Raw genomic sequence first — 23833 nt, 5'->3', positions numbered from 1 at the left:
CCTTAGCGAAGCTTAAACATGGCAGAATCACCGGCGCCGCGATCAGAGGTAAACCGAATCCGGTCGCCGCGCGCCGTGACCAACTGACAATTTGGCCCCAAATCTTCGTCTCCAAAGAAAAGGTCGCGGCAAAAGTAACCCGCATCCCAGCGCCACTGACCAGTGACATCTTTGCCAAAAGCACGCCCGCGAATGTCACCAGAGGGCGCCACCGTCAATTTGATACCAAAACGGGTTAGTTGACGCCCCTCGACGACCTCAACAAACTCCGTCAGCGAAGTGAGACGTTGCATATCCTGTGCGGCCAGAGGCGTCGCACTGAACAGCAATCCACCAAGAAAAAACATACGCAGCATGCGCCACCTCTTTACGTCAACTAAAGAGGTGTACGTGCAAAAACGCAAATTGGATCAAATTTTAGAGGCTACGGCCCAAATCCAAGTCCCAGCACATCCATCATGTCGTACTCGCCAGGCTTTTGGGTTTGACCCCAAAGGGCTGCTTTCAAAGCGCCTTTGGCGAACAATGCACGATCTGACGCCACATGGCGCAGGATGATCCGTTCGCCATCGCCCAAGAACATCACGTCGTGTTCGCCGACAATGTCGCCTCCACGAATGGCAGAGAAACCGATGTCACCGCGTGTACGCGCGCCTGTGATGCCGTCGCGGCCCGAATCTGACACATCCGCCAGTTTCACCCCGCGCCCTTCGGCAGCAGCTTCACCCAGCATCAACGCCGTGCCAGACGGCGCGTCGACTTTGCGGTTGTGATGAGATTCGACAACCTCAATATCGAAATCGGCATCCAATGCTTGAGCAACCATTTTGGTAAGCTTTGTCAAAAGGTTGACACCCAACGACATGTTGCCTGCACGCACAATCGTACAGTGATGTGCCGCAGCACCAAGCTTCGCGATGTCATCCTCGGTCATGCCGGTTGTGCCAATCACGTGCACGCAGCGCGCCTGAGCGGCCAAGGCCGAAAACGCCACAGTGGCGGCGGGGGCGGTGAAATCGATGACAGCTTGTGCCTGCGCAAAGGCTTCAAGCGCATCGTCAGTTACGATCACGCCATTTGGCATGCCGCCCATGGCCTCACCCACATCGCGGCCAACCCAGTCATGGCCACTGCGCTCTACGGCGCCAACCAGTTTGCACTTGTCGGACCCCATAACAGTGTTAATCAACATCTGACCCATGCGGCCTGATGCTCCTGTGATCACGATACCTGGTAGATCGGTCATTTTGGGGCTCCTGTGCTTTGATTTAGGGCGTGGTTTAACGCGCTCGAAACAGTTTGGCAAAGCCTCGCTTGCAAGAACGGCCAATCACGACTATTTCGCATCTATGGCTAGACGTACAAATTCAGGCGGACAATCAGGTTCGCACCGCACCCTTCGCGTTGGCGAAGCAATTCGCCGCCGCTTGTCGGAGATGTTCGCACGTGGTGAAATTCACGATCCTGCGATCACTGCGCTGTCGATCACCGTTGGTGAGGTCCGCGTGACCAACGACATGCGTATCGCAACGGTCTACATTATGCCGCTTGGTGGTGAAGGTGCCGCAGAAGCCCTTGAAGCGATGCGTCGCCGTCAAGGTTTGATCCGCCATCACGTCGCCAAAGCCCTGACAATCAAGCACATCCCAGAACTGCGCTTTGAACTTGATGACACCTTTGATCGTATGGACGCCACGCGTGAGTTGTTCAAAGACGAGCGCATTCAGCGTGATCTCGAAAAGAACGACACTCCAGAGACGGACGAAGAAGAATAATGGCGCGGACTAAAAAAGGCCGTGCTGTTCACGGTTGGCTCATTGTCGATAAGCCTGCCGGCATGACATCCACTGCGGTTGTAAACAAAGTGAAATGGGCGTTGGACGCGCAAAAAGCGGGCCACGCTGGCACCCTTGACCCCGAAGCCACAGGTCTTTTGGCTGTAGCCTTGGGTGAAGCTACAAAGACCGTGCCCTACATCACCGACGCATTGAAATGCTACCGATTCTCAGTGCGTCTCGGGCAAGCCACGAACACAGACGACACCGAAGGCGAAGTGATTGCAACCAGCGATCTGCGCCCAACTGACGCTGAAATCGAAGCCGCACTTCCACAATTCGTTGGCGACATTCAGCAAGTGCCACCTAAGTTCTCCGCCGTTAAAATCGACGGGCAGCGCGCGTATAAACTGGCGCGCGAAGAAGAAGACTTCGAGATCGCCGCACGCCCGCTCTACGTTGACGAAATGCTGATGATTGAGCGTACTGATACAGACCACGTCTTGCTGGAAATGACCTGCGGAAAGGGCGGCTATGTGCGCTCTATCGCGCGCGATTTGGGCGAATCCTTGGGCTGTCACGGCCACGTTGAATGGCTGCGCCGCGAATGGTCCGGTCCGTGGGAAACAGACGATGGCGTCACCATTGACGTTATCAACGAACTGGCCAAAACCGAAGAACTCGACGACTACATTTTACCGGTATCAGAAGGCCTTGGTGGATTGCCAGAACTGCAAGCGACTGCCGAGGGTGCTGCCAAGTTGAAAAATGGCAATCCTGGCATGGTGCTCACTGGCGCTGAATACGGTGATGAGGTTTGGGTGTCATACGGCGGTCAACCTGTTGCCGTGGGTGTTTACAAATCTGGTGAAGTGCACCCAAGCCGCGTATTCAATCTGTAAGGGCGACGTGATGATGGGTTGGAGTGTCGACACATGATCACGCGCACGCACACCAAAGGCGATGCGCCATCAACGGCGGTCTATTCAGACTGCGAACGTTACCGGTACGCATTGACCCGCGTTTGGGATCCATTGGGGTCCAAAGTGCTTTTTGTGATGCTCAACCCCTCGACCGCAACCGAAGTGCAAAACGACCCTACGGTAGAGCGCTGCGAACGGCGCGCGCGCACCTTGGGGTATGGAGCATTTTGCGTCACGAACATCTTTGCATGGCGCGATACTGACCCACGAAAAATGCGGGCAGCCAGTGACCCTATCGGATCGGAAAACGACAAAACGATCGTCGATTTTTCCGAATGGGCGGACACAATTATTTGCGCTTGGGGCACCCATGGGGAACACCTTGAACGCGGCAAGCACGTCGAGGTGCTCCTGCGAGAAACTGGTCACCCGCTCTATCATTTGGGGTTGTCGAAGGCAGGGCACCCAAAGCACCCGCTCTATATCGCCTACAGTGAGCAGCCAAGGCCTTGGCAAGTCGGTGGCGCTCTTTAAGCGGTAAAATCCAAAATCACATCGCTTGCCGTTGCGTTCGGCGCCCCATGAAGAACCGCGACGACATCGCCGTTTACAGTGACCTGCGCCGCTAAACCGTCATCTGTTGGCGAGACCTCGATGTCAAAATTTCCAGACTGTTCGGCCTCAGCAGGCAGGCTGATACGAATGATGTCCTCCCCTTGAGAAAAGTCCGTAATCTCTGCAAAATTTGTGCCAGCGCCTTCAATCGAAGTGATCCAAAACGTGTCATCACCCGCGCCGCCTTCAGCGGCATCTTGAGTATCTATCAGCAAAGTATCATCGCCTGCACCGCCGGACAGCGTATCAGAGCCGGCGCCGCCAATAAGAGCTTCCGCGGCATCACCGCCGACCAATTGGTCATCCCCCGCACCGCCACTCAAAAGATACTCCGATCCAAGATCGCTGCCGCCATAGATGGTATCATCGCCTGCACCCGCATCAACAATTGCGGTGCCTTCACCCGCGAAGATGGTGTCATTTCCATCCCCCGCCTGAACAATCGCAGCATGGTCACCAAGCACAATTGTGTCAGCAGCGTCGCTGCCTTGAACCTGATGCAGTGGGTAGTCCGTCTCGATTGAAACTGTGTTGCCAGACGTCACAATAGAAGCGTCCGAACCGCCTTCAAGCGGGTCGTTGTTCAGCACCAGAGCCTCGTCGCCTTCTGCCATATTGTGTGTGAAAATTTGGCCATCGTCATCGGGTGAATTCGGCGTCAAGACAGGACCATCTGGATCCTCAGACCCATTGGGAACCGCAGGATCTTCAGGATCATTGGGCGCAATGATGGGGCCATTCGACCCGTCATCTGGAGTCGGAATTGCAGGGTCTTCTGGGTCATTTGGATCGAGCGCGTGAAAATCCGCAAGCTCCGACAGCCCATACAGCTCTTCTTCGCCCGTGTCTTGAGACGTAATACCTATTTCGATGCTGTCTTCAGGCATAGTTGTTATGCCAAGAAAATTTAGGGTCGTCTCTACGCCCTCCGAAACATAGCTCAGGCTGACACCAATGGGCTCTCCAGTGTTGTCTTGCAGGGTTTCAGAAATAAATTCGCCGCTCCCATCGTCCGTGAGATGAAGCGTGATTTTGTCTTCGTCGGTATCAAAATTTTCGAACAAGGTCTCAGCGCCATTGGAAACCAATTCGTGATGTGAGGCCTGAGAATCTTCAAGGGTGCCCTCCTCGGCCTGCCCAAGGGCAATATCAAACACGTCGGGCCCGATGTTTTCTTGTGACACGGCCTCTTCGTTTTGATCAGAGACGTCGTTGGCGCCTTGCTCATCGTCGGTCTCGCTCTCATCTTCGTTGAAAATGAAAGCTGCTGGTAGAATACCCAGAAGTGCTAGCGCCCAGAGCATGCTTAACCTCACCATTAATTTCTGCAATACTCATATCACGTGCGCCAGATACGCCGAAGAACATAATAAAAACATTTTGATTTAAAGCGTTGTTAGTAAATGATTAATTCGAGGCACAAACCCCAAAAGCGGACATCATACCCATGGACACTTCGACACAGACTCTAGCGAATGAACTCGAAGCTTTGCGCAAAGAGGTAACGCTGCTCAATGGGCATCGCTTTGTGCGGTTGCACGATTCCACGTGGCGGTTGATGTGGTTTAACTTCTTGCGTGGACTGGCTTTTGGGTTCGGATCGGTGGCAGGTGCGACCATCGTTGTGTCTATCGTCGGGTACTTTTTGAACCAAATCGAAGTGGTGCCAATCATCGGCGAATGGGCCAAACAACTGGCCTCGGAAATCATGGCCCTGCCCCCTGCGTCCGATCCCACATCGCCGCCAAATTAGACCAATGCGCAAAAAACTTTCCTTTTGCACAGAATCCGCCTATACGCCCACATCCCCATAGAAATATGGGGTGATTCATGGGCCTTGCTGGACGACATCCCGGCTCGTGCCGTCTTCGTACCCTAACCTTATAAAGGAGACCCCGATGTCGATTACTGCAGAAGATAAAGCACGCATCATGAAAGAATTCGCGACCAAAGAAGGTGACACTGGCTCACCCGAAGTTCAGGTTGCTATCCTTTCCTCACGCATTGCTACGCTCACTGAGCACTTCAAAACACACAAAAAAGACAACCACGGTCGCCGTGGCCTGTTGATGATGGTTGCGCAACGCCGCAAACTTCTCGACTACGTCAAAGGCAAAGACGCCGCACGTTACCAGTCGCTCATCGAGCGCCTCGGCCTGCGTCGCTAAGCTTTTCGCACAGCGATTTGTGATCAGATCTATTCTGAGAAAAACGCGTCCCTCGGGGCGCGTTTTTTGCTTGTTTTGACCCGAAACCCCTTACCCCACCGCGCGTTGCAAAAGGCCGTCACGCAAAACCGTGTTTGCAAGTCTTACACAACATTGTGGCGCGCGTTTGCAAAAGTTTAAAGCTTTCAGCCCACCTCACTTTACATGTTTTAAAGGTGGTTTTGTGGGGTTTTGGGCGCGAACGGACCACGGACGGCACCGAGGAGTGTTGTGTAAGTATGGGTGGATTGCGGACTTTAGTTCCTTAGGCGGGAAACGGATGTTCGCTGCGCTCTATACCAATTTCCGCCAAGCGGATTTTGCTGCCGTTCGCTGTAGTTCTGCCTATGGCCGCTATCAGCGCAAAGCCGATCGATACCTTGAAGCTCATGCTCGGTCAGCAAAGCATTGCTCGGTGCCGGCCCCTGAAACCAAACGGGGCGACAAAAGCGTTGCGATGCTACTCCGCCGGATTGCGGGCCGTCTCTAATATGGCTCCAAGAGCTTCAATTATGGCTTCGTTCTGTAACTTTTGCTGTTGCAGAAGCTGGTCGATTCTTTGTAACAGCGCGGTGTTAGTTTCGCCCGTCGAGTTGACTGAATCTGCAACAGCTGCGGCAGTTTCCGCTTGCGCAGCTTGGTAGCTTGTGAGGTCCGCTCCCAAAGCAGTCTGTAGCTCATCGATTTCGCCACGAACGCTGGCGAGCGCAGCATCCATTGCAGCGGTGTCTTGAGGCACGCGCCTAAACTCTGTGTAGAAGATCTGTCCCACTGAGAAAAGTACGGCGAAAATACCGACCCAAATTGCCTTGTTCGCTGCTCTGCTGTTGTTTTCCGCTTCGGTCGAGAATTTTTCAAGGAACTCCACCGATGCAACCTGAAGCCCAGTCATTATTTGGAGAGCATTCTCTCCAAATCCAACTAGGTTCTCTAGTCGCTCGGTCATGTCGCCGAGGCGGTCATTAGTCTCGTGAATTGGATTCGGCGGTGGGACAAAAAGTTTAGGCGACGGTTCTAAAATTTTTAGCTTTGGGCTGTAATAGCTTTCAAGTCCCCTGTTTTGCTTGAGAAGGTCTTCGCTAACTCTTCTAATTCCAGAGTTCTTGCTGCCCAGAAGTCCACCAAGGCTGCTATTCAGCTTTGAAAGCATGTCGCGTCTTTTTTCGCTCTGTTTCTTGTTTTCGCCTTCTAAGACTTGGAGAAAAAATTCTGCGTCCGATTGATCTTCCGATTTTTCTAACTTGTCCGTCGTGCCCAAAGAGTTGTCATGCTCTAAAAATTCACGTGAAAAACTGTTAATATCTTCGTCGGTAAATGCGGCAAGATCTTCTTCGGTCGGTTCCGTTGAGGTGCTGTCGTCATCTTCTTGATTGTCGTTATGGGTTTTGCACATCACGCTGATCAGTGCGCGGACCGCCTCGATGGAATCTGCTATTTCGCCGGAGGAATACTTTTCGACCTGGACCGCCGCGTTCACAGAGTAGAAATAAACGTCCCAGTCTCCTGCAGTTTCAGATCGAAAAACCCATTGGGGCGTATTTGGAATCTTAAAATCAGCTATTGCCATTACTGCCCCCTGTTACGCGTTCCCGAGTGTTTTCTATCACATTAGGCGTTGGTTGAAAGGTCATCTTTCGTGATCCACTCCTGCAAAAAAGCCGCCGTTCGCACACGCCGCAGCATTCGACACTATGTGCTAAAAGCTGACATTCGCTGCAATGTGTATCAGTGGCAGCTTCAGGGCCGAAAATATCATTCGCCTAATCCCTGCCCCCTATCGCATCGCTCTTTGCTTTGGCCAGAGCAACCACAGCCCCAAACACCCAACCTCAGCCAAACCCCGAAGCCGCTTCGAACATCTATCGGATTTGCGCTTTGGGTGGTGGGGATGGTTGTGATGTTTTGGGGCAAAACCCCTTCAGATATGCGCAAATATATAGATCTCTTCCCAAACACAGGAAATTCGTGTATGGCCCGTCTATCTGAGACGTAGCGCGATGATCCCCGCGCTGTGAAGAATGATAGAGGGATCGGCGGCAATGGGGCCGCTATATATCACGGGAGACCTGACAGGGGTCAGGGTGCTCCCAATTAGGATGCTGAATTCATGTTCAATGAAGTTAAAAAATCAATCCAGTGGGGCGAAGAAGAGCTTACACTGGAAACCGGTAAAGTTGCGCGTCAGGCTGACGGCACAGTGATCGCCACTTTGGGTGAAACATCTGTCATGGCCAACGTGACCTTTGCCCGCAAACAAAAGCCTGGTCAGGATTTCTTTCCTCTGACTGTGCACTACCAAGAGAAATACTACGCGGCTGGTAAAGTCCCAGGTGGTTTCTTCAAACGCGAAGCACGCCCAACTGAAAAAGAGACTTTGACAGCGCGTCTTATCGACCGTCCGATCCGTCCTTTGTTCGTTCCAGGCTTCAAAAACGAAGTTTTGGTGATGTGTACAGTTTTGTCACACGATCTTGTCAACGACCCTGACGTTGTTGCGATGATCGCGGCTTCTGCTGCTTTGACAATCTCTGGCGCGCCGTTCCGCGGCCCAATCGCTTGTGCGCGTGTTGGTTTTGAAGATGGCGAATACATCTTGAACCCAACTGTCGACGACATGCAGGACCTGCGCAACAACCCTGATCAACGTCTTGATCTGGTTGTGGCTGGTACCAAAGACGCCGTGATGATGGTTGAATCTGAAGCTTACGAGCTGAACGAAGAAGAAATGCTCGGCGCTGTGAACTTTGCCCACGAGCAAATCCAACCTGTGATCGACTTGATCATCGACTTGGCAGAAGATGCTGCCAAAGAGCCATTCGATTTCCAAGCACCTGAGTACTCTGAATTGTCTGCTGCTGTTGCAGCGGCGGGTTCTGACGCGATGAAAGCGGCTTACGCGATCACCGACAAACAAGAACGTGTTGCGGCGGTTTCTGCTGCGAAAGAAGCGATCTTGGCGACATTGACCGAAGAGCAGCTTGAAGATGCGAACCTCGGTTCCGCTTTGAAAGGCCTTGAGTCTTCCGTTTTGCGCGGCGTTGTTGTGCGCGAAGGCAAACGTATCGACGGTCGTGCGCTTGATCAGATCCGTCCTATCGTTTCTGAAACTGGTATTTTGCCACGCACACACGGTTCTGCCCTGTTCACACGCGGCGAAACACAAGGTTTGGTTGTGACCACATTGGGCACAGGCGATGATGAGCAATTCATCGACGCCTTGCACGGCAACTTCAAATCCAACTTCCTGTTGCACTACAACTTCCCTCCCTACTCTGTGGGTGAAGTTGGTCGTGTGTCTGGCCCAGGTCGTCGTGAAATCGGTCACGGTAAACTGGCATGGCGCGCGCTTCAGGCTGTATTGCCTGCTGCAACTGATTTCCCATACACAGTTCGCGTTGTGTCTGAGATCACTGAATCAAACGGTTCGTCTTCAATGGCGTCTGTTTGTGGTGGCTCCTTGTCCATGATGGATGCGGGCGTTCCGCTCAAATCCGCTGTGGCTGGTGTTGCTATGGGTCTGATCATGGAAGACGATGGCGAATACGCTATTTTGTCTGACATCTTGGGTGACGAAGATCACTTGGGCGACATGGACTTTAAAGTGGCGGGTACTGAAAACGGTATCACATCTTTGCAAATGGACATCAAAATCGCGGGCATCACACCTGAGATCATGGCAAAAGCCTTGGCACAAGCCAAAGAAGGCCGTTTGCACATCTTGGGCGAAATGAACAAAGCTTTGTCCGGCGCGTCTTCTTTCTCTGAGCACGCGCCTAAGATTGAGACCATGCAGATCCCAACGGACAAAATCCGTGAAGTGATCGGTTCCGGTGGTAAAGTGATCCGCGAAATCGTTGAAACATCCGGCGCAAAAGTCGACATCAACGACGAAGGCATCATCAAAATCGCATCCTCCGATGCGGCTGCGATCAAAGCTGCCTACGACATGATCCACTCCATCGTGGCAGAGCCTGAAGCCAACAAGATCTACAAAGGTAAAGTTGTTAAAGTCGTCGACTTTGGCGCCTTTGTGAACTTCTTCGGCAAACGCGATGGTCTTGTGCACGTGTCTCAAATCGAGAACCGTCGCTTGAACCACCCATCTGACGTGCTCAAAGAAGGCCAAGAAGTGTTCGTGAAACTCTTGGGCTTTGACGACCGCGGCAAAGTGCGTTTGGCGATGAAAATGGTTGATCAAACAACTGGCGAAGAAATCGTTGAAGAGAAAAAAGAAGACTAAGCTCTTTAGTCTTTAAGTTGTGATAAGCCCCGTTGGAAACAGCGGGGCTTTTTGTTTGGCCACGTTTAGGTTGCGGCCCTCAAGGCGCTACTCGTAATAGCCAAATGACACTGAAAAAATACGATGGCAGATATGCGCGTATTGAACGCCATTTAAAAAGTTCTTCTCGTAACCCGACCCAGAATGGGCATAGAATCGTCTTGCTGAGCTACAACCATAAGCGGTAATAACAGCCAGAAGCTGGGCATTGTTTTTGCGCCAGTGGCGCAAATTTCAGGCGCTCACACGAGAAAGATAAAAACATGAATGAACTCTTGTCGCTAGTCATTAACTTGGATGGATCAGATCAGCGCTGGGCGGATGCCTCATCACAATTGGATGCTGCGGGACTCAATTTTGAGCGCCTCGCTGCAGTTGATGCGCGCGGAAAGTCCCCCGAAAGCTTTGCCCAATATGACGAAAAGCGTGCGGTTGATTTTTATGGCCGCGCTATGACGGGCGGCGAAATAGGCTGCTACCTAAGTCACCTTAAATGCGCCAAACGTTTGCTAGACAGTGACTGCGACTATGCACTGGTCCTTGAAGACGACGTCGTGCTTGCAGAGAATTTTACGCAAATTCTTCAGAAGTTGATCCAAAACCTTGACGCTGGTGTCGCCCCCGACTGGGAGCTGATCAACCTTGGCCGCCATGGGCACAAACTGAAGACGCCTGTTTCGGACATTTGTGGTCACAGCTTGGAACACGCTTTTTATTTTCCGGTGACCACCACCGCGCTTTTGTGGTCTCGAAAAGGTGCGAAAGCATTTTATGACTCACGGGACACCATCTATGCCCCCGTTGATCACTATTTTAGAAAAATGTTTTCGCAACGCGGGACCGGCTTTGCCCTAAATCCGCCATGCGCAATCCCATCTGGCGCCGAAAGCGAAATCGACAACGCAGTTCTTGCTCGGAACCGAATTCCCCGAACGCCAGCCTACTTTTGGTCGGAATTCAAACGCCAGTCGAAGAATTACGCGAACGCTTGGAAACACAAAACGCTATCTGAACGCTTGTCTTCCAGAAAATTTCAATAACCAAACGCCTCGTAGTCTTTGGCATATAACGCCTCAATCTTTTTCACCTGCATCGCTGATGGTGAAAACTGGCTGGGTCTAGACGCGTTCTCGCGCTTTCCGAGAGCCCCACTGTCACGCGGGAACATAAACCCAATATCTTTGAACACCGCCTGCATATCAGCATTATAGTTTTCAAGCTTGCAGATACGATCGTAGAGAATATCTGGATACCCAAGGTTGAGTGTCTGCAAGCGAAAGTGCGGATCAGTCAAAATAAGGTTCTGTGTGAAGGACAATTCAATCAACCTTAGAAAGCTGTCAAAGTTGTCTTCCATGGGTCCTCCGTCAACGAACCCCAATTTTCGGATGGCACGACTATACTTCGGATAGTGCCCATTTTTTTTGTCTATGAAAAAGTTTTTAAAACAAGAGACGGCCCGCTTTAAAGGGTCGCGAACGATTGAAAAGACGTAAGTCTCTGGACTATTCAATGCAATTAAAGCGTCATCAAAGTATGATAAACCCCTATGAAGACCTGCATCGCCCCCATGGATAGCGCCTTCATAACGATTGCCCCGCGAGTATTCATAGATCAGATGGGATGCAGACGTGCAGCCCGCCTTTGAGTTTTGGACAAAAAGCAGCTTCCGATCATCACTCATAACGATGTGAGGAATGATGGTCTGAAGGGGCATCGCACTGGCTGCGATCTTTGCCTTGGTTTTGTATCGTTCGGAAAACGGCGCAAGCATCCGATATTTGAACGGGTGCAAGGGTTTTTGCATTTGAATTTTGGGCATGAATTAGTCTCTTACCTGCACAAGGTGGTCATCAGAAATGGTGCAGAGTGACCTTTAATTCCTAGAGCCGCGGTTGCCAACACGGAAACATCATTGAACAGAAAACCCCACCAATAGGCAGGGTTTTCTTCGTTTCAGTGCGCGAAATTTACGCAGGGTCTTTGGCCATCCGCAGGTAAGGCAGTTTGATATCAAGCGCGCCGTATTTGGCTTCTGCTGCTTCATTATCAAGCGACAAGGCCACCACAACGTCTTGGCCTGTCTGCCAATTCGCAGGCGTCGCCAATGGTGCGCCGAATGTCTTTTGCAACGCATCCAAAGCCCGCAGAACTTCGGCAAAGTTGCGGCCCACAGACATTGGGTATGTCATGGTCAATTGCAGCTTTTTGTCAGGCGAAATGATGAAGACAGAACGCACAGTGGCGCTGTCAGCAGGTGTACGACCATCGGGCATGTAGGCGTCTTCTGGCAGCATATCAAAGGCTTTCGACACCTTCAGATCACTGTCCGCGATGATCGGGAAACCAGCAGCCGTGCCGGCAAAAGATTCGATGTCTTTCTTCCAGCCTTTGTGCTCTTCCACGCCGTCCACAGACACGCCGATCACCTTGGTGCCACGCGCCGCCCATTCGTCGGCCAACTGCGCAACCGCACCGAATTCAGTGGTGCACACTGGCGTAAAATCTTTGGGGTGAGAGAACAAAATCGCCCAGCTATCGCCAATCCAATCGTGAAATGAAATCTCACCTTGATCGGTTTGAGCGGTAAAATTTGGAACAGTAGAATTGATGCGCAGACCCATGTGGAGCCTCCCTTACAGATGTGTATTTATCCTTCAAACATAAGGGTTCGCTGCGTCATTGAAAGACATCAATGCAAGAAAGAATAACGTTCTGTAACTTGGTCCCGCGTTAGAACGGGCACTTCGCGGAATAGCTCATACCAGCACCGCCATCAGGGTGACGGAATTTCAAGTTCTCGGAATGCAGCATCAAACGCGGCGCATCACGGGCCTCACCTGTCGCATAAAGCGGATCGCCAATGATCGGATGCCCCAAGTGCAGCATATGCACACGCAGCTGATGTGACCGGCCTGTGTGAGGATACAAACGCACACGCGTGCCGGTTTCATCATAGCGCTGCACCCGCCAATCGGTCTGCGCCGCGCGCCCTGTTTCATGGCAGATCTTTTGCAAAGGACGGTTTTCCCAATCGACGATAATGGGCTGATCCACCGTGCCCGTCTTTTCCTCAAGCCGTCCCCATATGCGCGCTACATATGTCTTTTTCGTGCGGCGCTTTTCAAACTGCTGCCCGATGTGTTTTTGCGCATGTGGCGTCAAAGCAAAGACCATCACCCCGCTCGTGTCACGATCAAGACGATGAATCAGCAAAGCCTCTGGAAAGACTTTCAAAATCCGCGCCATCAAACAATCAGACAGATGCTCCCCCTTGCCCGGCACTGACAAAAGACCAGCGGGCTTATCGACAATCAAAATTTGATGGTCGGCATGAATGACAACCAAAGGGTCGTGGGGGGGATTATATGTATCGCTCATGCGCAGCCGATAACATGTTCATTCGGTTTGGCCAACGCGTTTGGCCTTTATTCACGCGCGCCGCGCTAAAATCATCGCGCAATATCTTTGTGTGAGTAGTTAAATTTCTATGTATCTTTTCGCATTTGCGCAGGCGCTTTGCGACCGATGAAAACTGGTTGGTAAGAATTCGAACATAGTCTCAAATCAAATTTGGACAAAAGGTGCACGATGAAACTAAACCACAAAGACTTTGAAGACGCGCGTCTTGTAACGGTATGCGAAAACAGAATTGACGCGGTTTGCGCTATTCAATTTAAAGACGAAATGCGCAAGCTGACGGATGAGGGGCCAACGCGCGTCATCCTTGATCTGTCACAGGTCGAATTTCTGGACAGTTCGGGCCTTGGGGCTGTGGTTGCCGCCCTCAAGGCAAAGAAACTTGAACAAACGCTGGAATTGGCCGCACTTCAACCCGCTGTCGAAAAGGTGTTTCACCTCACGCGCATGGACACCGTCTTTGTGATTCATGACAGCGCCACCACCGCAGTTGAGGGCGCTATTGATGCATCATGAGAAGTTTCCAAAGATTCCCAAACCCGCCACAGACAAGGAAGAAGCTGCGTTGCGTCTCGTTATTCCAGCCAATGAAGAAGCTGTCCGAGAAGGTCTAAGCACCATCAAGTCTGGATTGTCCGATCTCGAATTTTCCCAAGACGAATGGAGTACCCTTGAACTCGTCGTCGCAGAGGTGCTCAACAACATCGTCGTGCACGCCTATCAAGAACGCAACGATGGCATGATCGAAACCCATATGGATCATTCCAACGGGTCACTGCTGTGCAAAATCATCGACACGGGAAACCCAATGCCCGGTGGTGAGCTTCCGAACAAACCGCAAAGCGATTTGACCTGCGCGACCGAAGACCTACCAGAAGGGGGGTTTGGGTGGTTTTTGATCCGTCAACTGACCAAAGACCTAAACTATGGCCGCATGGAAGACCAAAACGTCCTCACCTTCAGGCTTAAATTCGGAGAGGCCTCGTAAACCAAAAAAGGCGGAGACCGCCTGCTCAGTTCATGTGAAAATGAAGTGGGTAGGCGCCGCCTTCAAATGGCCCAAACAACTCTTCCAAATCGGGGTGCTCAACGGGCACACCCGATTGATCGATCATCAGGTTTTGCTCTGACACATAGGCCACGTAGTGGCTTTGGTCATTCTCGGCCAAAAGGTGATAAAACGGCTGATCACGTTTGGGGCGACTGTCTTCGGGGATCGCCTCGTACCATTCTTCTGAATTCGAAAAGGTTGGATCCACGTCAAAGACCACCCCACGAAAGGGGTGCTTTCGATGGCGGACGATTTGTCCCAAGTGATATTTAGCCTGTGTCTTCAACATGACATTGCAACCTTCGTTTATCGTTATTAAGCTTTTCCAAGCACTGGTGTCCACGGTGGACAAGTAAATATTCGGGAAACTGTTTGTGAACGTCATTTTAACGGTCCTAGAAATCGTCGCTCCGGTGTTTTTTTTGGCATCTATTGGATTCATATGGGTCAAATTGGGCTACACCTACCCCATCGAATTTGTCACCAAGATGGCCATGACATTGTCTGTGCCGGCGCTCATCTTCACCGCCTTGGTCAAGGCAGAGATTGATCCCGCGGCTCTGACGAACTTATCCATGGCGGCCATTGTGGCCTACGGCTGCGTCACGCTGATCATGTATGCAGCTGTGAAAATCCTAAAACTGGAAACGCGCACCTACCTGAATCCTTTGATTTTCGGCAACGTGGGCAACCTCGGATTGCCTCTTGCCTACTTCGCGTTCGGCCAAGAAGGCTTGAGCTACGCCATCGTGGTATTTGCGGTCATGGCGATTTGGTCGTTCACCTTCGGCGTCTATGTGACCGCGGGAGGCGGATCCATCGTCAAAGCCATCAAAGAACCTTTGGTTGGCGCGACGATACTGGGGTCGATATTCTTGTGGCAAGGCTGGACGTTGCCAACATTTGCCATGAACACGCTGGAATTGCTGGGGCAAATCGCGATCCCGATCATGTTGATCACGCTCGGCGTTGCGGTGGCGCGCTTGGCGCCCAAAGGCCTTGCCCGCGCGGTCATATTGTCCCTGTTCAAAGCGGTCATTTGCACCGGAATTGCTGTCGCCGTTGGGCACCAGTTCAATTTGTTGTCCATTCCCTATGCGGTTTTGATTTTGCAAATCACAACGCCAGTTGCGGTGACATCCTATTTATTGGCTGAAAAATATGGCGCAAAAGCCGACGATGTCGCGGGATTGGTCGTCGCCTCGACAGTTTTGTCTATTTTTTACATTCCGCTGCTCCTTGCCTTTGTGGTTTGACCCAAAAATTGCTCATGCAAAAAAAATCCATTTTATGACGTCGTAAAAAACGGTAGAATTTGGAAAACAACAAATGAGAGCAGTTATGAAAAAAGGTCTTCGCACACTGGCACTTTTGGTGCTTGTTGCCGCATGCGGCAGTGGCAATTTTTCCGCACCACGCAACCTCGATAACGCTTGTTCAATCGTGAAACAGCGCCCCTCATATCTGCGCGCGATGAAATCGAGCGAGCGCAAATGGGGCATCCCTGTGAACGTGCAAATGGCGGTGCTGTACCAAGAAAGCAAATTTGTCGGCAACGCCAGAACCCCCTACAGATACGTGCTTGGCGTGATTCCGATGGGTCGTCAAAGTTCCGCCTATGGCTATGCGCAAGCGCTTGATGCCACTTGGGACGAATACCGGAAAGACCAAGGACGCTTTGGAGCAAAGCGGAATCGCATTTCTGACGCCGCCGATTTTATGGGTTGGTACATGGATGAATCGACTGAAATGCTTGGGATTTCAAAATCCGATGCGCGACGTCAATACCTTGCCTACCACGACGGTCGCGCCGGCTACAGCCGTGGCACTTACAAGTCCAAGCCGTGGCTTTTGGACGTGTCGGCGAAAGTCGAACAACGCTCACAAACTTACAAGTCTCAGCTTCAGTCCTGCGGCAAAATCTAACGCATTATTCCAGAGGTGTGCCCCTGCGGCGCGCCTCTGACCGGATGTTGAACTCTGTATCCCGCACGGTTCCGCCCAAAAGCATTTTGGTCAGTTGCACGGTGGTGGACCCGCCGCTTTCGTCATTGATCACCCATGCTTTCAGGATCGGCCTGTCGCCGAAGATCAAATCAATCGACCCATATTCTGGGTGGTTAGGGTCTTGCGCGCGCACGATCGTGTCGCCATCTTTCTCGGTATGCGACACAACCATTTTGGCGCGACTGAGATCAACGTCTTTCGCCAAAATCAAAGACAGGGGTGTTTTGCTCATCGGAAACCGCTGTGGCGGTTCGTTGGATGCAGGATCAAATATCGCAACCTGACCACCAGAGCCCAACACCAAAGGGTCGTCTTGGCCGCCATAAGAAAGACGCATCCGACCGGGACGTTTGAGCGTCAAAACACCGTTGCTCGTTGACCCATCATCGTTCATTTGCACAAAGTCCGCTTGCACAGTGCCGAGCGAATTGAGGTAGCCTGACAGCTCATTCAAAGACAGCTTTTCAGCTGCCGCAGGCAAGGCAAAACAAACAGAAGCGATAACGGGCGCAAGAGCGTAACGAAGTGTTTTCATACGCCCAACATATGCATCTTTGACGCGCAGAACAGCCATCAAGTGATCACATAAACCGGAAAACCGCGTGATGGGCAGATTACTGCTCGGGGACCAAAATATCGCGTTTACCGACATGGTTTGCGGCAGACACAACGCCCTCTTCTTCCATTTGCTCCACAAGGCCGGCCGCTTTGTTATAGCCGATCGACAGTTTGCGCTGGATGTAGGAGGTCGAACATTTACGGTCCTTGATCACGATCGCAACGGCGGTGTCATACAAGGCGTTTTCCACATCTGTGTTGCCACCCGTAGACAGGCCGAGCACCGCGTCGATGCTGTTTTCTTTGTCAGAAGGCGGACCTTCGACCACACCACCGACATAGCTAGGCGGACCATATGACTTGAGGTAGGAGACGATCTTTTCGACTTCTTCATCTGAACAGAATGGCCCGTGAACGCGGGTGATTTTCGACCCGCCGCCCATGTAAAGCATGTCGCCCATGCCCAAAAGTTGCTCGGCGCCCTGTTCACCAAGAATGGTGCGGCTGTCAATTTTCGAGCTCACTTGGAACGAAATACGGGTTGGGAAGTTGGCTTTAATCGTACCGGTGATCACGTCAACTGACGGACGTTGTGTCGCCATAATGATGTGAATGCCAGAGGCACGCGCCATCTGTGCGAGGCGTTGAATACAGGCTTCGATTTCTTTGCCCGCCACCATCATCAAGTCGGCCATCTCATCGACGACAACGACGATGTACGGCAATGTTTCGGGCTGGAACTCTTCGGTTTCAAAGATTGGATCGCCCGTCTCATCATCAAAGCCCGTTTGAACGGTGCGCGAGAACATCTCGTCCTTGGCCAGCGCTTCTTTGACGCGACCATTATAGCCGTCAATGTTGCGCACACCCATTTTCGACATCTTGCGGTAGCGATCTTCCATCTCTGCCACGGTCCATTTCAAAGCCACAACGGCCTTTTTCGGATCGGTCACAACAGGCGACAACAGGTGCGGGATGCCGTCGTAAACGGACAGTTCGAGCATCTTCGGATCAATCATGATCATCCGGCATTCTTCCGGCGTCAGCTTGTACAGCAGCGACAAAATCATCGTGTTGATCGCAACAGATTTACCGGAACCGGTGGTACCCGCGATCAGCAAGTGCGGCATCTTCGCAAGGTTCGCAACGATGGGATCGCCGCCAATGTCTTTGCCCAAGGCCAGTGGCAACTTCATGCTGCTGTCGCCGAAACCGCGCGCAGACAGGATTTCACGCAAGACCACTTTCTCGCGGTTTTCATTTGGCAATTCGATACCAATCACGGTGCGACCTGGCACGGTGGACACGCGCGCAGACAAGGCGGACATAGACCGCGCGATGTCTTCGGCCAAACCGATAACGCGTGATGCTTTAAGACCGGGCGCGGGTTCAAGTTCGTACATGGTAACAACGGGGCCCGGACGCACAGAAACGATTTCGCCTTTGACGCCGTAGTCATCGAGCACATTTTCAAGCATGCGCGCGTTTTCTTCCAAGGCCTCATCGGACAAGGTGTATCGCTGAACCGTGGTTGCACTTTCCAAAAGCGACAATGGCGGCAGTTCGTATTCGGCCTCTTTGGGGTCAAACTTCAAAGTTGGTTGCGCCTCAGCTTGCGCCTGTTTAGAGGCGGCAGCTGGCTTGCGAACGGGGTTCTGCACAACGCGTTTGGGGTCTGGCTTGGCCACCACAGGAGGCTCATACCGCGCCGCATCGGGGGCAACATAGTCGGGCGTGTCGAGTGGCTCAGGCATGTCGAGCGCAATTTCATCATCATAGACAAGAGGCTCTGAATCCGTGGGCGCGGCAAAGGATGCGGCCTGCGGATCGTCGTTTTGAAGTTCAGTGTATGGCGTCTCATAAGAAACCGGCGCGGGTGCTTCTGGCTGCTCAAAGCGCATGGGCTTTGGACCCTTTTTGTATTTCGCAACGGCCGCCTGCGCGGCAGACAAAGGTGGCTCGACACGACCTGCACCGGGGGTAATGGCGCGCGAACCAACGCGGGCACGGGCATTCACCACATTTGAGATTTTGTTGCGAATGCGGTCATCAAAGCCACCATCAATATCTGGCTCAGGCGCGTATTCAGGCTCAACCAATTCTGGCTCAACCGGCGCCTCTTGCGCGCGTTTCAGCAAGGTTGGCATTTTCGCAAACAGACCTGATTTTTCGGCAAATTCAGCTGCGCCAGCCGGTGGCACGTCGGCTGCAGGCATCTCGGCATGGTCTTCGACCACTTCTGAGCGGAACACACGCGGCGCAGCTGCTGGCTGGTTATGATAGTCTTGCGCGGCGAATTGGTGCTGGCTTTCTTGCGCAACCCGCTGCTTTTCAGCGCGACGTTCCGCGTTCTTTTGGGCCAACATTTGACCCGTCGCAATAGAACCGCGCCCTGCTTTGCCAAGCATGTGAAGCACCAAAGCATAAAGACCCGTCAGGCCCAACAACAAGAATTTGAAACCAGTTTTGAGTTCGCTACGGGTAAAACCAGTGACGAACAACATCATCGCGCCCGCAGCAAAAAACGCGACAAATGCCAGCGCTTTCAGCGAAAATTCAGGGCCGAATGGCAACAATTGAATGAGGGCGGCCAAAACAGTATCGCCAAACAATCCGCCATGGCTTTGCGGCGCAGTGCTGGCATAGCTTGATGCGTAAATGGCCAAAAGGGCGATCGCAATCGGTGCAAAAACCACGCGGGACAAGGCACGTTCAGACCCTTGATGGCTTACAAACCGAACACCCCAAGCGGCAAAAACCACTGCGATGCCCCAAGATGCGGCCCCCACAATGATCATCAACGGGGATGCGACAGAGGCCCCAAAGCGCCCCAAAATGTTGCGCACTTCGGCGTCAGTGGCAGACAACCAGCTGGGATCTTCAGGCAAATACGATCCAAGAAGCAAAGCCATAACAAGAGCCGCACCCAAAAGTGCGACACCCACAAGTTCTTTGCTTCGGCGTTCCAAAACCGCTTGAGTTTTTCTGTCAAAAAGTGGATCGCGACCACGTGCCTGATAGGATGCCATTTTCGCCTCTTTCAATCGTACAAACAATCACGGAGCGTGATAAGCCCGCGCTGAGTCTCTTCTATTGGGGCCACCAAAGCGACCCGGATATAATTTTTGCCAGGGTTTTGTCCCTGAACATCTCGTGACCAATACGCCCCCGGAACCACCCGAACGCCTGTTTCAGTCCAGAGTTTCAATGCGGCCTCTTCCCCATCTTCGACAGGAAGCCACAAAAAGAAACCAGCATCAGGCGCATGTGCCCCATCAATGCCGGAAAACACCTCATCCGCCATATTAAGCTTGTCGACATACAGCGCGCGTGACGCCTCGACATGGGCTTCATCCGCCCAAGCGCGCGCCGACACTGCTTGAATTGGCATAGGCAGTGGCGCACCCGCATAGGCGCGCAATTGCTTGATCTGTTCGATATTTTTCGGGCCAGACGCCACAAAGCCGGACCTTAGCCCAGGCAGATTGGAGCGTTTGGACAGAGAATGGAAAATCACCACCCGCTCTGGATCTGCGCCGATATCTTTTGCAGCTTCGAGCGAGCCAACAGGGGCCTCGCCGCGAAAGATTTCGGAATAGCATTCATCGGCAAAAATCTTGAAATCGTGCTTTTCAGCCAATGCAATGAGCGTCTGCAAATAGTCACGCGGCGCGGCAACACCTTGTGGATTTGACGGGCTGCACAGATAGACAATCGTTGTGCGGTCCAACACCTCAGTCGGCAGACCTGCGTAGTCAGGCAAAAAGCCGGTTTCTTTGGTCGCGGGCACGTAAATTGGTTCTGCGCCAGATGTCACGGCGGCCACGGCATAGACTTGGTAAAACGGATTTGGGATCAAGACGACGGGCTTTTTGCCGTTCTTTTGCTCAGGCGACAGCGCGATACAGGCGTTCATCAAGCCTTCGCGTGTGCCGTTAAGCGTCATGATTTGTGTCGAAGCATCCAGCGAAACGTTGAACCTTTTTTGAACCCAATCGGCAATCGCCCCAAGCAATTCAGGCGTGCCATGGTTGGCGGGGTATTTTGCAAACAGGTCGACATTTGCAGCCATAACGTCAGCAACGAAATCGGGCATCGCATGGCGCGGCTCACCAATCGTCATATGCACGACTTCGCCCCCTGGCGCATGAGCGTCAAGAAGGGTCCGCAAACGCGGGAACGCATATTCAGGCAGGTTTGAAAACCGCTCAGGAAACGTCATGATTGCTGCTGCCTCGTATTTGCGGATCATTTTGCCCGCTTGTTTTAACCCACAATACCCATTTCAACGCGAGCGGTCCAGAAAAACACACGCGTTTTCAATTCTCTCATCAACGACCTGTGGCTTTTAAGTCAGCGCGACCTCCGCCGCAGCACCAAGACGCAAGAGCTTATTTTCGGTATTTGGGGCGGTTTGCAGCAGTATTCCGGTGGATGAAATACCTGTCGGAAGCGTCAATCCTGTGAGCCCCATCAAGTTGCCAATCCGCGTGTTGCGCAGCGCCAAAAGATTTTCCGTCACGTAATAATCATTGTCGGACATCAGCCGCTCTGCACTTGGGGGCAAAATCGGCGCAGTTGGCAAAATGACAGCGTCATAACCTGCCGTTGCGGCCAAATACTCCGCGCGGTAGCGCGCCAATTTTTGCCAAGCTTCCACATAATCAGCGGCCATTACCGTGCCACCTGCGCGAAAACGTTCCAAAATCGGCGCAAACATCGCGTCTGGATTGGCCTCAATCGCCTCACGCCACGTGGCATAGGCTTCGGCTGGGAACAAAATTCCAGATAGATCCATAGCCGCGCGCACGGCTTCAATCGTGCCAAATTCAACCACAGCGCCAGCGTCCTTGAACTTTGCAACGGCCTGTTCAAATCCGGCCAAAGGGTCCGCGCGAATGTCATCAAAGGCGATTGTTTCCAACACCAAGAACCGCTTGCCCTTCACGCTCGCACCGCGCAAATCCGGCGCTTGCGATCCGTCGAGAACGGCGAACATCTGTGCTGCGTCTTCGACCGTTTTGACCAAAGGGCCCACGGTGTCAAACGACGCCGCCAAAGGCACAACGCCCGTGCTGGGAATGCGTTTCGCCGTTGTTTTCAGGCCAACCAAGTCGTTCCAAGCCGCCGGAATACGCACAGAACCGCCCGTATCCGTGCCGACCGCACCCGGTGCCAATTGAAACGCCACCGACCCCGCAGCCCCCGACGATGAGCCGCCAGAAACCGCCGCGTGGTCATTCACGCAAGGCGTTGTTTCGGTGCTCGGGTTTAAGCCAAGACCTGAAAATGCCAGCTCGCTCATGTGGGTTTTGCCCAAACTCACCAGACCTTGCGCGCTGGCGCGCTCCACTACCTCAGCGTCGCGTGTTGGCACACGGTTTTTGAGCAACGCAGACCCCGCTTCTGTCGCTGTGCCCGCCGTGTCGAACAGGTCTTTCCAAGACACAGGTACGCCATCCAAAAGCCCCCGCCGCACGCCGAGTTTGGCGCGTTCAGACGCGGCTTCGGCTTCGGCCATGGCGCGATCTTTGGTGAGGCGCGCGTAAATGCGGTGCCCGAGCGGATGCGCCTCAGAGGCTTGCAAATACTGCGCGGTCACATCAACCGGATCAAGCGCGCCAGTCGCAAAGGATCGCCCCAAATCACACATCGACAGTTTGAAAATATCACTCATGGCGCAGGGTCTTTCGAAGATTGGTCATTTGCCACACGCTAGCGGCACAAGAACGCATGGACAATCCCGCATTCAACGCCATATTGGCGACATGACAAATTCGAGCGACATTCTGATTGTGGGCGGTGGCCTGAACGGACCTGCGTTGGCGCTTGCCTGCGCAAATGCAGGACTGACGGTCACGATCATCGACAAAATCAACACCGCAAAACTGTCCAGTGACACCTTTGATGGGCGCGGATATGCCTTGTCGCTGTCCTCGCAAAGGTTGCTCAAGGCGATTGGTGTTTGGGATGCGGTGAAAAGCAACGCGCAGCCGATTTTGGACGTGAAGGTCACGGATGGCAAAGCAGGCGATGGCCCTGCGCCGTTTATGTTGGAATTCGATCACGCCGAAACAGATGACGGCCCCGTTGGGTTTATGGTCGAAGACCGCTTTCTGCGTGTTGCCTTGCTGAGCGCACTGGCGGCACATCCGCATATCACGCAGATCGAAGCCACGGTGACGGCACAAACCAGTGACGCCGCAACAGCCCAAGTGACGCTTGACGATGGCACGGTTTTGACCAGCCCGTTGATCATTGGCTGTGATGGGCGCACATCGGGCACAGCGCTGCGCGCGGGCATCGGGCGGACAGGCTGGGGCTATGATCAAACCGCATTGGTCTGTGCCATTGCTCACGAAAAGCCACACAACGGCTGCGCGCATCAATATTTCATGCCCGCTGGACCTTTGGCGATTTTGCCCCTGCCCGGCAACAAAAGCTCCATCGTTTGGACGGAAAAGACCAAGGCCGCTGCCGAAATTCAAGCGCTGTCTGACGCTGACTATTTAGAGGTTCTGCGCCCCATTTTTGGTGATTTTCTGGGTGAGATCGCGCTGGCTGGCAAACGATTCACCTACCCATTGAATTTGACCTTGGCCAATGCCTTTGCCGCGCCGCGCGTGGCGTTGGTGGGGGATGCCGCCCACGGGATGCACCCCATCGCGGGACAAGGATTGAACGCGGGCTTCAAAGATGTTGGGGCTTTGTCGGAAGTGATCGTAGAGGCGCACCGCCGCGGCGAAGACATCGGCCGCATCGACGTGTTGGAGCGTTACCAACAGTGGCGTCGATTTGACGTGGCCTCACAGGCTGTGATGACTGATGGGTTTAACAAGTTGTTTTCAAACAACAACCCGATCCTCAGATTGGGACGGGATATTGGCATGGGCATCGTCAACGCGCTGCCAACCGTGCGCCGCGCCGCCATGCGCGAGGCCGCTGGGGTCAGTGGTGATCTACCAAAACTGATGCAAGGCAAACCACTTTAGCGACGT

The 23833-nt window shown here is 52.9% G+C and carries 24 protein-coding genes; 12 read left to right on the top strand and 12 right to left on the bottom strand.

All coding sequences use genetic code 11. From position 1 onward, the window contains the following. Positions 1-2: 2 nt before the first annotated feature. A complete protein-coding gene (locus ABF287_RS12800) occupies positions 3-356 on the bottom strand; it encodes a dihydrodipicolinate reductase (RefSeq protein ID WP_347185391.1) in 354 nt (117 codons plus the stop codon). A 68-nt stretch (positions 357-424) separates the two neighbouring features. After that, positions 425-1246 (bottom strand): 4-hydroxy-tetrahydrodipicolinate reductase, encoded by an 822-nt coding sequence (gene dapB / locus ABF287_RS12795; RefSeq protein ID WP_347185390.1) that lies wholly within the window; start codon positions 1244-1246, stop codon positions 425-427. Between the two features lie 103 nt (positions 1247-1349). Here dapB and rbfA point away from each other — a divergent pair, with 103 nt between their 5' ends. Genes rbfA through ABF287_RS12780 form a run of 3 tightly spaced genes read left to right on the top strand, consistent with a single transcriptional unit; the run spans position 1350 to position 3232 of the window. Beyond that, complete coding sequence (rbfA, locus tag ABF287_RS12790) at positions 1350-1775, top strand: 30S ribosome-binding factor RbfA (RefSeq protein ID WP_347185389.1); 426 nt, start codon at positions 1350-1352, stop codon at positions 1773-1775. Next, positions 1775-2677 (top strand): tRNA pseudouridine(55) synthase TruB, encoded by a 903-nt coding sequence (gene truB / locus ABF287_RS12785; RefSeq protein WP_347185388.1) that lies wholly within the window; start codon positions 1775-1777, stop codon positions 2675-2677. Before rbfA ends, truB begins: the two co-directional genes overlap by 1 nt. 33 nt (positions 2678-2710) lie before the next feature. Beyond that, positions 2711-3232 (top strand): DUF1643 domain-containing protein, encoded by a 522-nt coding sequence (locus ABF287_RS12780; protein WP_347185387.1) that lies wholly within the window; start codon positions 2711-2713, stop codon positions 3230-3232. Here the strand turns inward: ABF287_RS12780 and ABF287_RS12775 are convergent. Then, on the bottom strand, positions 3229-4617 hold the full coding sequence (locus ABF287_RS12775) for a calcium-binding protein (protein ID WP_347185386.1): 1389 nt from the start codon (positions 4615-4617) through the stop codon (positions 3229-3231). The genes ABF287_RS12780 and ABF287_RS12775 overlap by 4 nt on opposite strands. A 143-nt stretch (positions 4618-4760) precedes the next feature. Here ABF287_RS12775 and ABF287_RS12770 point away from each other — a divergent pair, with 143 nt between their 5' ends. Further along, positions 4761-5066, top strand: a complete 306-nt coding sequence (locus ABF287_RS12770) for a DUF5665 domain-containing protein (protein WP_347185385.1) — start codon at positions 4761-4763, stop codon at positions 5064-5066. Positions 5067-5211: 145 nt separating this feature from the next. Next, positions 5212-5481 (top strand): 30S ribosomal protein S15, encoded by a 270-nt coding sequence (gene rpsO, locus ABF287_RS12765; protein ID WP_215943092.1) that lies wholly within the window; start codon positions 5212-5214, stop codon positions 5479-5481. A gap of 499 nt (positions 5482-5980) precedes the next feature. On the opposite strand, the gene ABF287_RS12760 is transcribed toward rpsO, so the two are convergent. Next, positions 5981-7087, bottom strand: a complete 1107-nt coding sequence (locus tag ABF287_RS12760) for a hypothetical protein (protein ID WP_347185384.1) — start codon at positions 7085-7087, stop codon at positions 5981-5983. Positions 7088-7627: 540 nt separating this feature from the next. On the opposite strand from ABF287_RS12760, the gene pnp reads away from it, so the two are divergent. After that, positions 7628-9760 (top strand): polyribonucleotide nucleotidyltransferase, encoded by a 2133-nt coding sequence (pnp, locus tag ABF287_RS12755; protein ID WP_347185383.1) that lies wholly within the window; start codon positions 7628-7630, stop codon positions 9758-9760. Positions 9761-10062: 302 nt separating this feature from the next. Then, positions 10063-10839, top strand: coding sequence for a glycosyltransferase family 25 protein (locus ABF287_RS12750; protein ID WP_347185382.1), 777 nt, complete (start codon positions 10063-10065; stop codon positions 10837-10839). Here the strand turns inward: ABF287_RS12750 and ABF287_RS12745 are convergent. The 3 genes from ABF287_RS12745 to ABF287_RS12735 form a co-directional block, all read right to left on the bottom strand. Beyond that, positions 10833-11621 carry a sulfotransferase family 2 domain-containing protein gene (locus ABF287_RS12745; RefSeq protein ID WP_347185381.1) on the bottom strand — a complete coding sequence of 263 codons (789 nt, stop codon included), beginning with the start codon at positions 11619-11621 and terminating at the stop codon, positions 10833-10835. The genes ABF287_RS12750 and ABF287_RS12745 overlap by 7 nt on opposite strands. 148 nt (positions 11622-11769) lie before the next feature. After that, positions 11770-12423, bottom strand: a complete 654-nt coding sequence (locus ABF287_RS12740; RefSeq protein WP_347185380.1) for a peroxiredoxin — start codon at positions 12421-12423, stop codon at positions 11770-11772. A gap of 109 nt (positions 12424-12532) precedes the next feature. Then, the gene (locus tag ABF287_RS12735; RefSeq protein ID WP_347185379.1) at positions 12533-13180 is read right to left on the bottom strand and encodes an RluA family pseudouridine synthase; all 648 of its coding nucleotides are present in this window, start codon (positions 13178-13180) and stop codon (positions 12533-12535) included. 210 nt (positions 13181-13390) lie between these two features. Here ABF287_RS12735 and ABF287_RS12730 point away from each other — a divergent pair, with 210 nt between their 5' ends. Further along, entirely contained in the window at positions 13391-13735 is a 345-nt protein-coding gene (locus ABF287_RS12730; RefSeq protein WP_347185378.1) for an STAS domain-containing protein, read from the top strand. Beyond that, entirely contained in the window at positions 13725-14207 is a 483-nt protein-coding gene (locus tag ABF287_RS12725; protein WP_347185377.1) for an ATP-binding protein, read from the top strand. Before ABF287_RS12730 ends, ABF287_RS12725 begins: the two co-directional genes overlap by 11 nt. A 25-nt stretch (positions 14208-14232) precedes the next feature. Here the strand turns inward: ABF287_RS12725 and hspQ are convergent, their stop codons facing one another. After that, entirely contained in the window at positions 14233-14559 is a 327-nt protein-coding gene (gene hspQ, locus ABF287_RS12720) for a heat shock protein HspQ (protein WP_347185419.1), read from the bottom strand. Positions 14560-14644: 85 nt separating this feature from the next. Here hspQ and ABF287_RS12715 point away from each other — a divergent pair, with 85 nt between their 5' ends. Further along, complete coding sequence (locus ABF287_RS12715; protein ID WP_347185376.1) at positions 14645-15526, top strand: AEC family transporter; 882 nt, start codon at positions 14645-14647, stop codon at positions 15524-15526. Positions 15527-15611: 85 nt separating this feature from the next. Continuing rightward, positions 15612-16196, top strand: a complete 585-nt coding sequence (locus tag ABF287_RS12710) for a lytic transglycosylase (protein ID WP_347185375.1) — start codon at positions 15612-15614, stop codon at positions 16194-16196. 4 nt (positions 16197-16200) lie between these two features. On the opposite strand, the gene ABF287_RS12705 is transcribed toward ABF287_RS12710, so the two are convergent. From ABF287_RS12705 to ABF287_RS12690, 4 genes are all read right to left on the bottom strand, one after another. Further along, a complete protein-coding gene (locus tag ABF287_RS12705) occupies positions 16201-16851 on the bottom strand; it encodes an outer membrane lipoprotein carrier protein LolA (protein ID WP_347185374.1) in 651 nt (216 codons plus the stop codon). Positions 16852-16891: 40 nt separating this feature from the next. Next, entirely contained in the window at positions 16892-19864 is a 2973-nt protein-coding gene (locus tag ABF287_RS12700; protein ID WP_347185373.1) for a DNA translocase FtsK 4TM domain-containing protein, read from the bottom strand. A gap of 11 nt (positions 19865-19875) precedes the next feature. After that, complete coding sequence (locus ABF287_RS12695; protein ID WP_347185418.1) at positions 19876-21057, bottom strand: aminotransferase class I/II-fold pyridoxal phosphate-dependent enzyme; 1182 nt, start codon at positions 21055-21057, stop codon at positions 19876-19878. A 126-nt stretch (positions 21058-21183) separates the two neighbouring features. After that, positions 21184-22512 (bottom strand): amidase family protein, encoded by a 1329-nt coding sequence (locus tag ABF287_RS12690; protein ID WP_347185372.1) that lies wholly within the window; start codon positions 22510-22512, stop codon positions 21184-21186. A gap of 91 nt (positions 22513-22603) precedes the next feature. Between ABF287_RS12690 and ABF287_RS12685 the strand changes: the two genes are divergently transcribed. Beyond that, positions 22604-23827 (top strand): FAD-dependent monooxygenase, encoded by a 1224-nt coding sequence (locus ABF287_RS12685; RefSeq protein WP_347185371.1) that lies wholly within the window; start codon positions 22604-22606, stop codon positions 23825-23827. Positions 23828-23833 lie beyond the last annotated feature (6 nt).

Source organism: Pacificibacter sp. (genome assembly GCF_039769035.1).
In the GTDB taxonomy this organism is placed as follows: domain Bacteria; phylum Pseudomonadota; class Alphaproteobacteria; order Rhodobacterales; family Rhodobacteraceae; genus Celeribacter.
The sequence above is the reverse complement of the archived record's forward strand: the minus strand, read 5'-3'. Positions and strand labels throughout refer to the sequence as shown.

Bases quoted from the DNA above. Each gene is read 5' to 3' on its own strand.
- ABF287_RS12800 (WP_347185391.1), bottom strand. From the start codon at position 356: ATGCTGCGTATGTTTTTTCTTGGTGGATTGCTGTTCAGTGCGACGCCT.
- dapB (WP_347185390.1), bottom strand. From the start codon at position 1,246: ATGACCGATCTACCAGGTATCGTGATCACAGGAGCATCAGGCCGCATG.
- rbfA (WP_347185389.1), top strand. From the start codon at position 1,350: ATGGCTAGACGTACAAATTCAGGCGGACAATCAGGTTCGCACCGCACC.
- truB (WP_347185388.1), top strand. From the start codon at position 1,775: ATGGCGCGGACTAAAAAAGGCCGTGCTGTTCACGGTTGGCTCATTGTC.
- ABF287_RS12780 (WP_347185387.1), top strand. From the start codon at position 2,711: ATGATCACGCGCACGCACACCAAAGGCGATGCGCCATCAACGGCGGTC.
- ABF287_RS12775 (WP_347185386.1), bottom strand. From the start codon at position 4,617: ATGCTCTGGGCGCTAGCACTTCTGGGTATTCTACCAGCAGCTTTCATT.
- ABF287_RS12770 (WP_347185385.1), top strand. From the start codon at position 4,761: ATGGACACTTCGACACAGACTCTAGCGAATGAACTCGAAGCTTTGCGC.
- rpsO (WP_215943092.1), top strand. From the start codon at position 5,212: ATGTCGATTACTGCAGAAGATAAAGCACGCATCATGAAAGAATTCGCG.
- ABF287_RS12760 (WP_347185384.1), bottom strand. From the start codon at position 7,087: ATGGCAATAGCTGATTTTAAGATTCCAAATACGCCCCAATGGGTTTTT.
- pnp (WP_347185383.1), top strand. From the start codon at position 7,628: ATGTTCAATGAAGTTAAAAAATCAATCCAGTGGGGCGAAGAAGAGCTT.
- ABF287_RS12750 (WP_347185382.1), top strand. From the start codon at position 10,063: ATGAATGAACTCTTGTCGCTAGTCATTAACTTGGATGGATCAGATCAG.
- ABF287_RS12745 (WP_347185381.1), bottom strand. From the start codon at position 11,621: ATGCCCAAAATTCAAATGCAAAAACCCTTGCACCCGTTCAAATATCGG.
- ABF287_RS12740 (WP_347185380.1), bottom strand. From the start codon at position 12,423: ATGGGTCTGCGCATCAATTCTACTGTTCCAAATTTTACCGCTCAAACC.
- ABF287_RS12735 (WP_347185379.1), bottom strand. From the start codon at position 13,180: ATGAGCGATACATATAATCCCCCCCACGACCCTTTGGTTGTCATTCAT.
- ABF287_RS12730 (WP_347185378.1), top strand. From the start codon at position 13,391: ATGAAACTAAACCACAAAGACTTTGAAGACGCGCGTCTTGTAACGGTA.
- ABF287_RS12725 (WP_347185377.1), top strand. From the start codon at position 13,725: ATGCATCATGAGAAGTTTCCAAAGATTCCCAAACCCGCCACAGACAAG.
- hspQ (WP_347185419.1), bottom strand. From the start codon at position 14,559: ATGTTGAAGACACAGGCTAAATATCACTTGGGACAAATCGTCCGCCAT.
- ABF287_RS12710 (WP_347185375.1), top strand. From the start codon at position 15,612: ATGAAAAAAGGTCTTCGCACACTGGCACTTTTGGTGCTTGTTGCCGCA.
- ABF287_RS12705 (WP_347185374.1), bottom strand. From the start codon at position 16,851: ATGGCTGTTCTGCGCGTCAAAGATGCATATGTTGGGCGTATGAAAACA.
- ABF287_RS12700 (WP_347185373.1), bottom strand. From the start codon at position 19,864: ATGGCATCCTATCAGGCACGTGGTCGCGATCCACTTTTTGACAGAAAA.
- ABF287_RS12695 (WP_347185418.1), bottom strand. From the start codon at position 21,057: ATGACGTTTCCTGAGCGGTTTTCAAACCTGCCTGAATATGCGTTCCCG.
- ABF287_RS12690 (WP_347185372.1), bottom strand. From the start codon at position 22,512: ATGAGTGATATTTTCAAACTGTCGATGTGTGATTTGGGGCGATCCTTT.
- ABF287_RS12685 (WP_347185371.1), top strand. From the start codon at position 22,604: ATGACAAATTCGAGCGACATTCTGATTGTGGGCGGTGGCCTGAACGGA.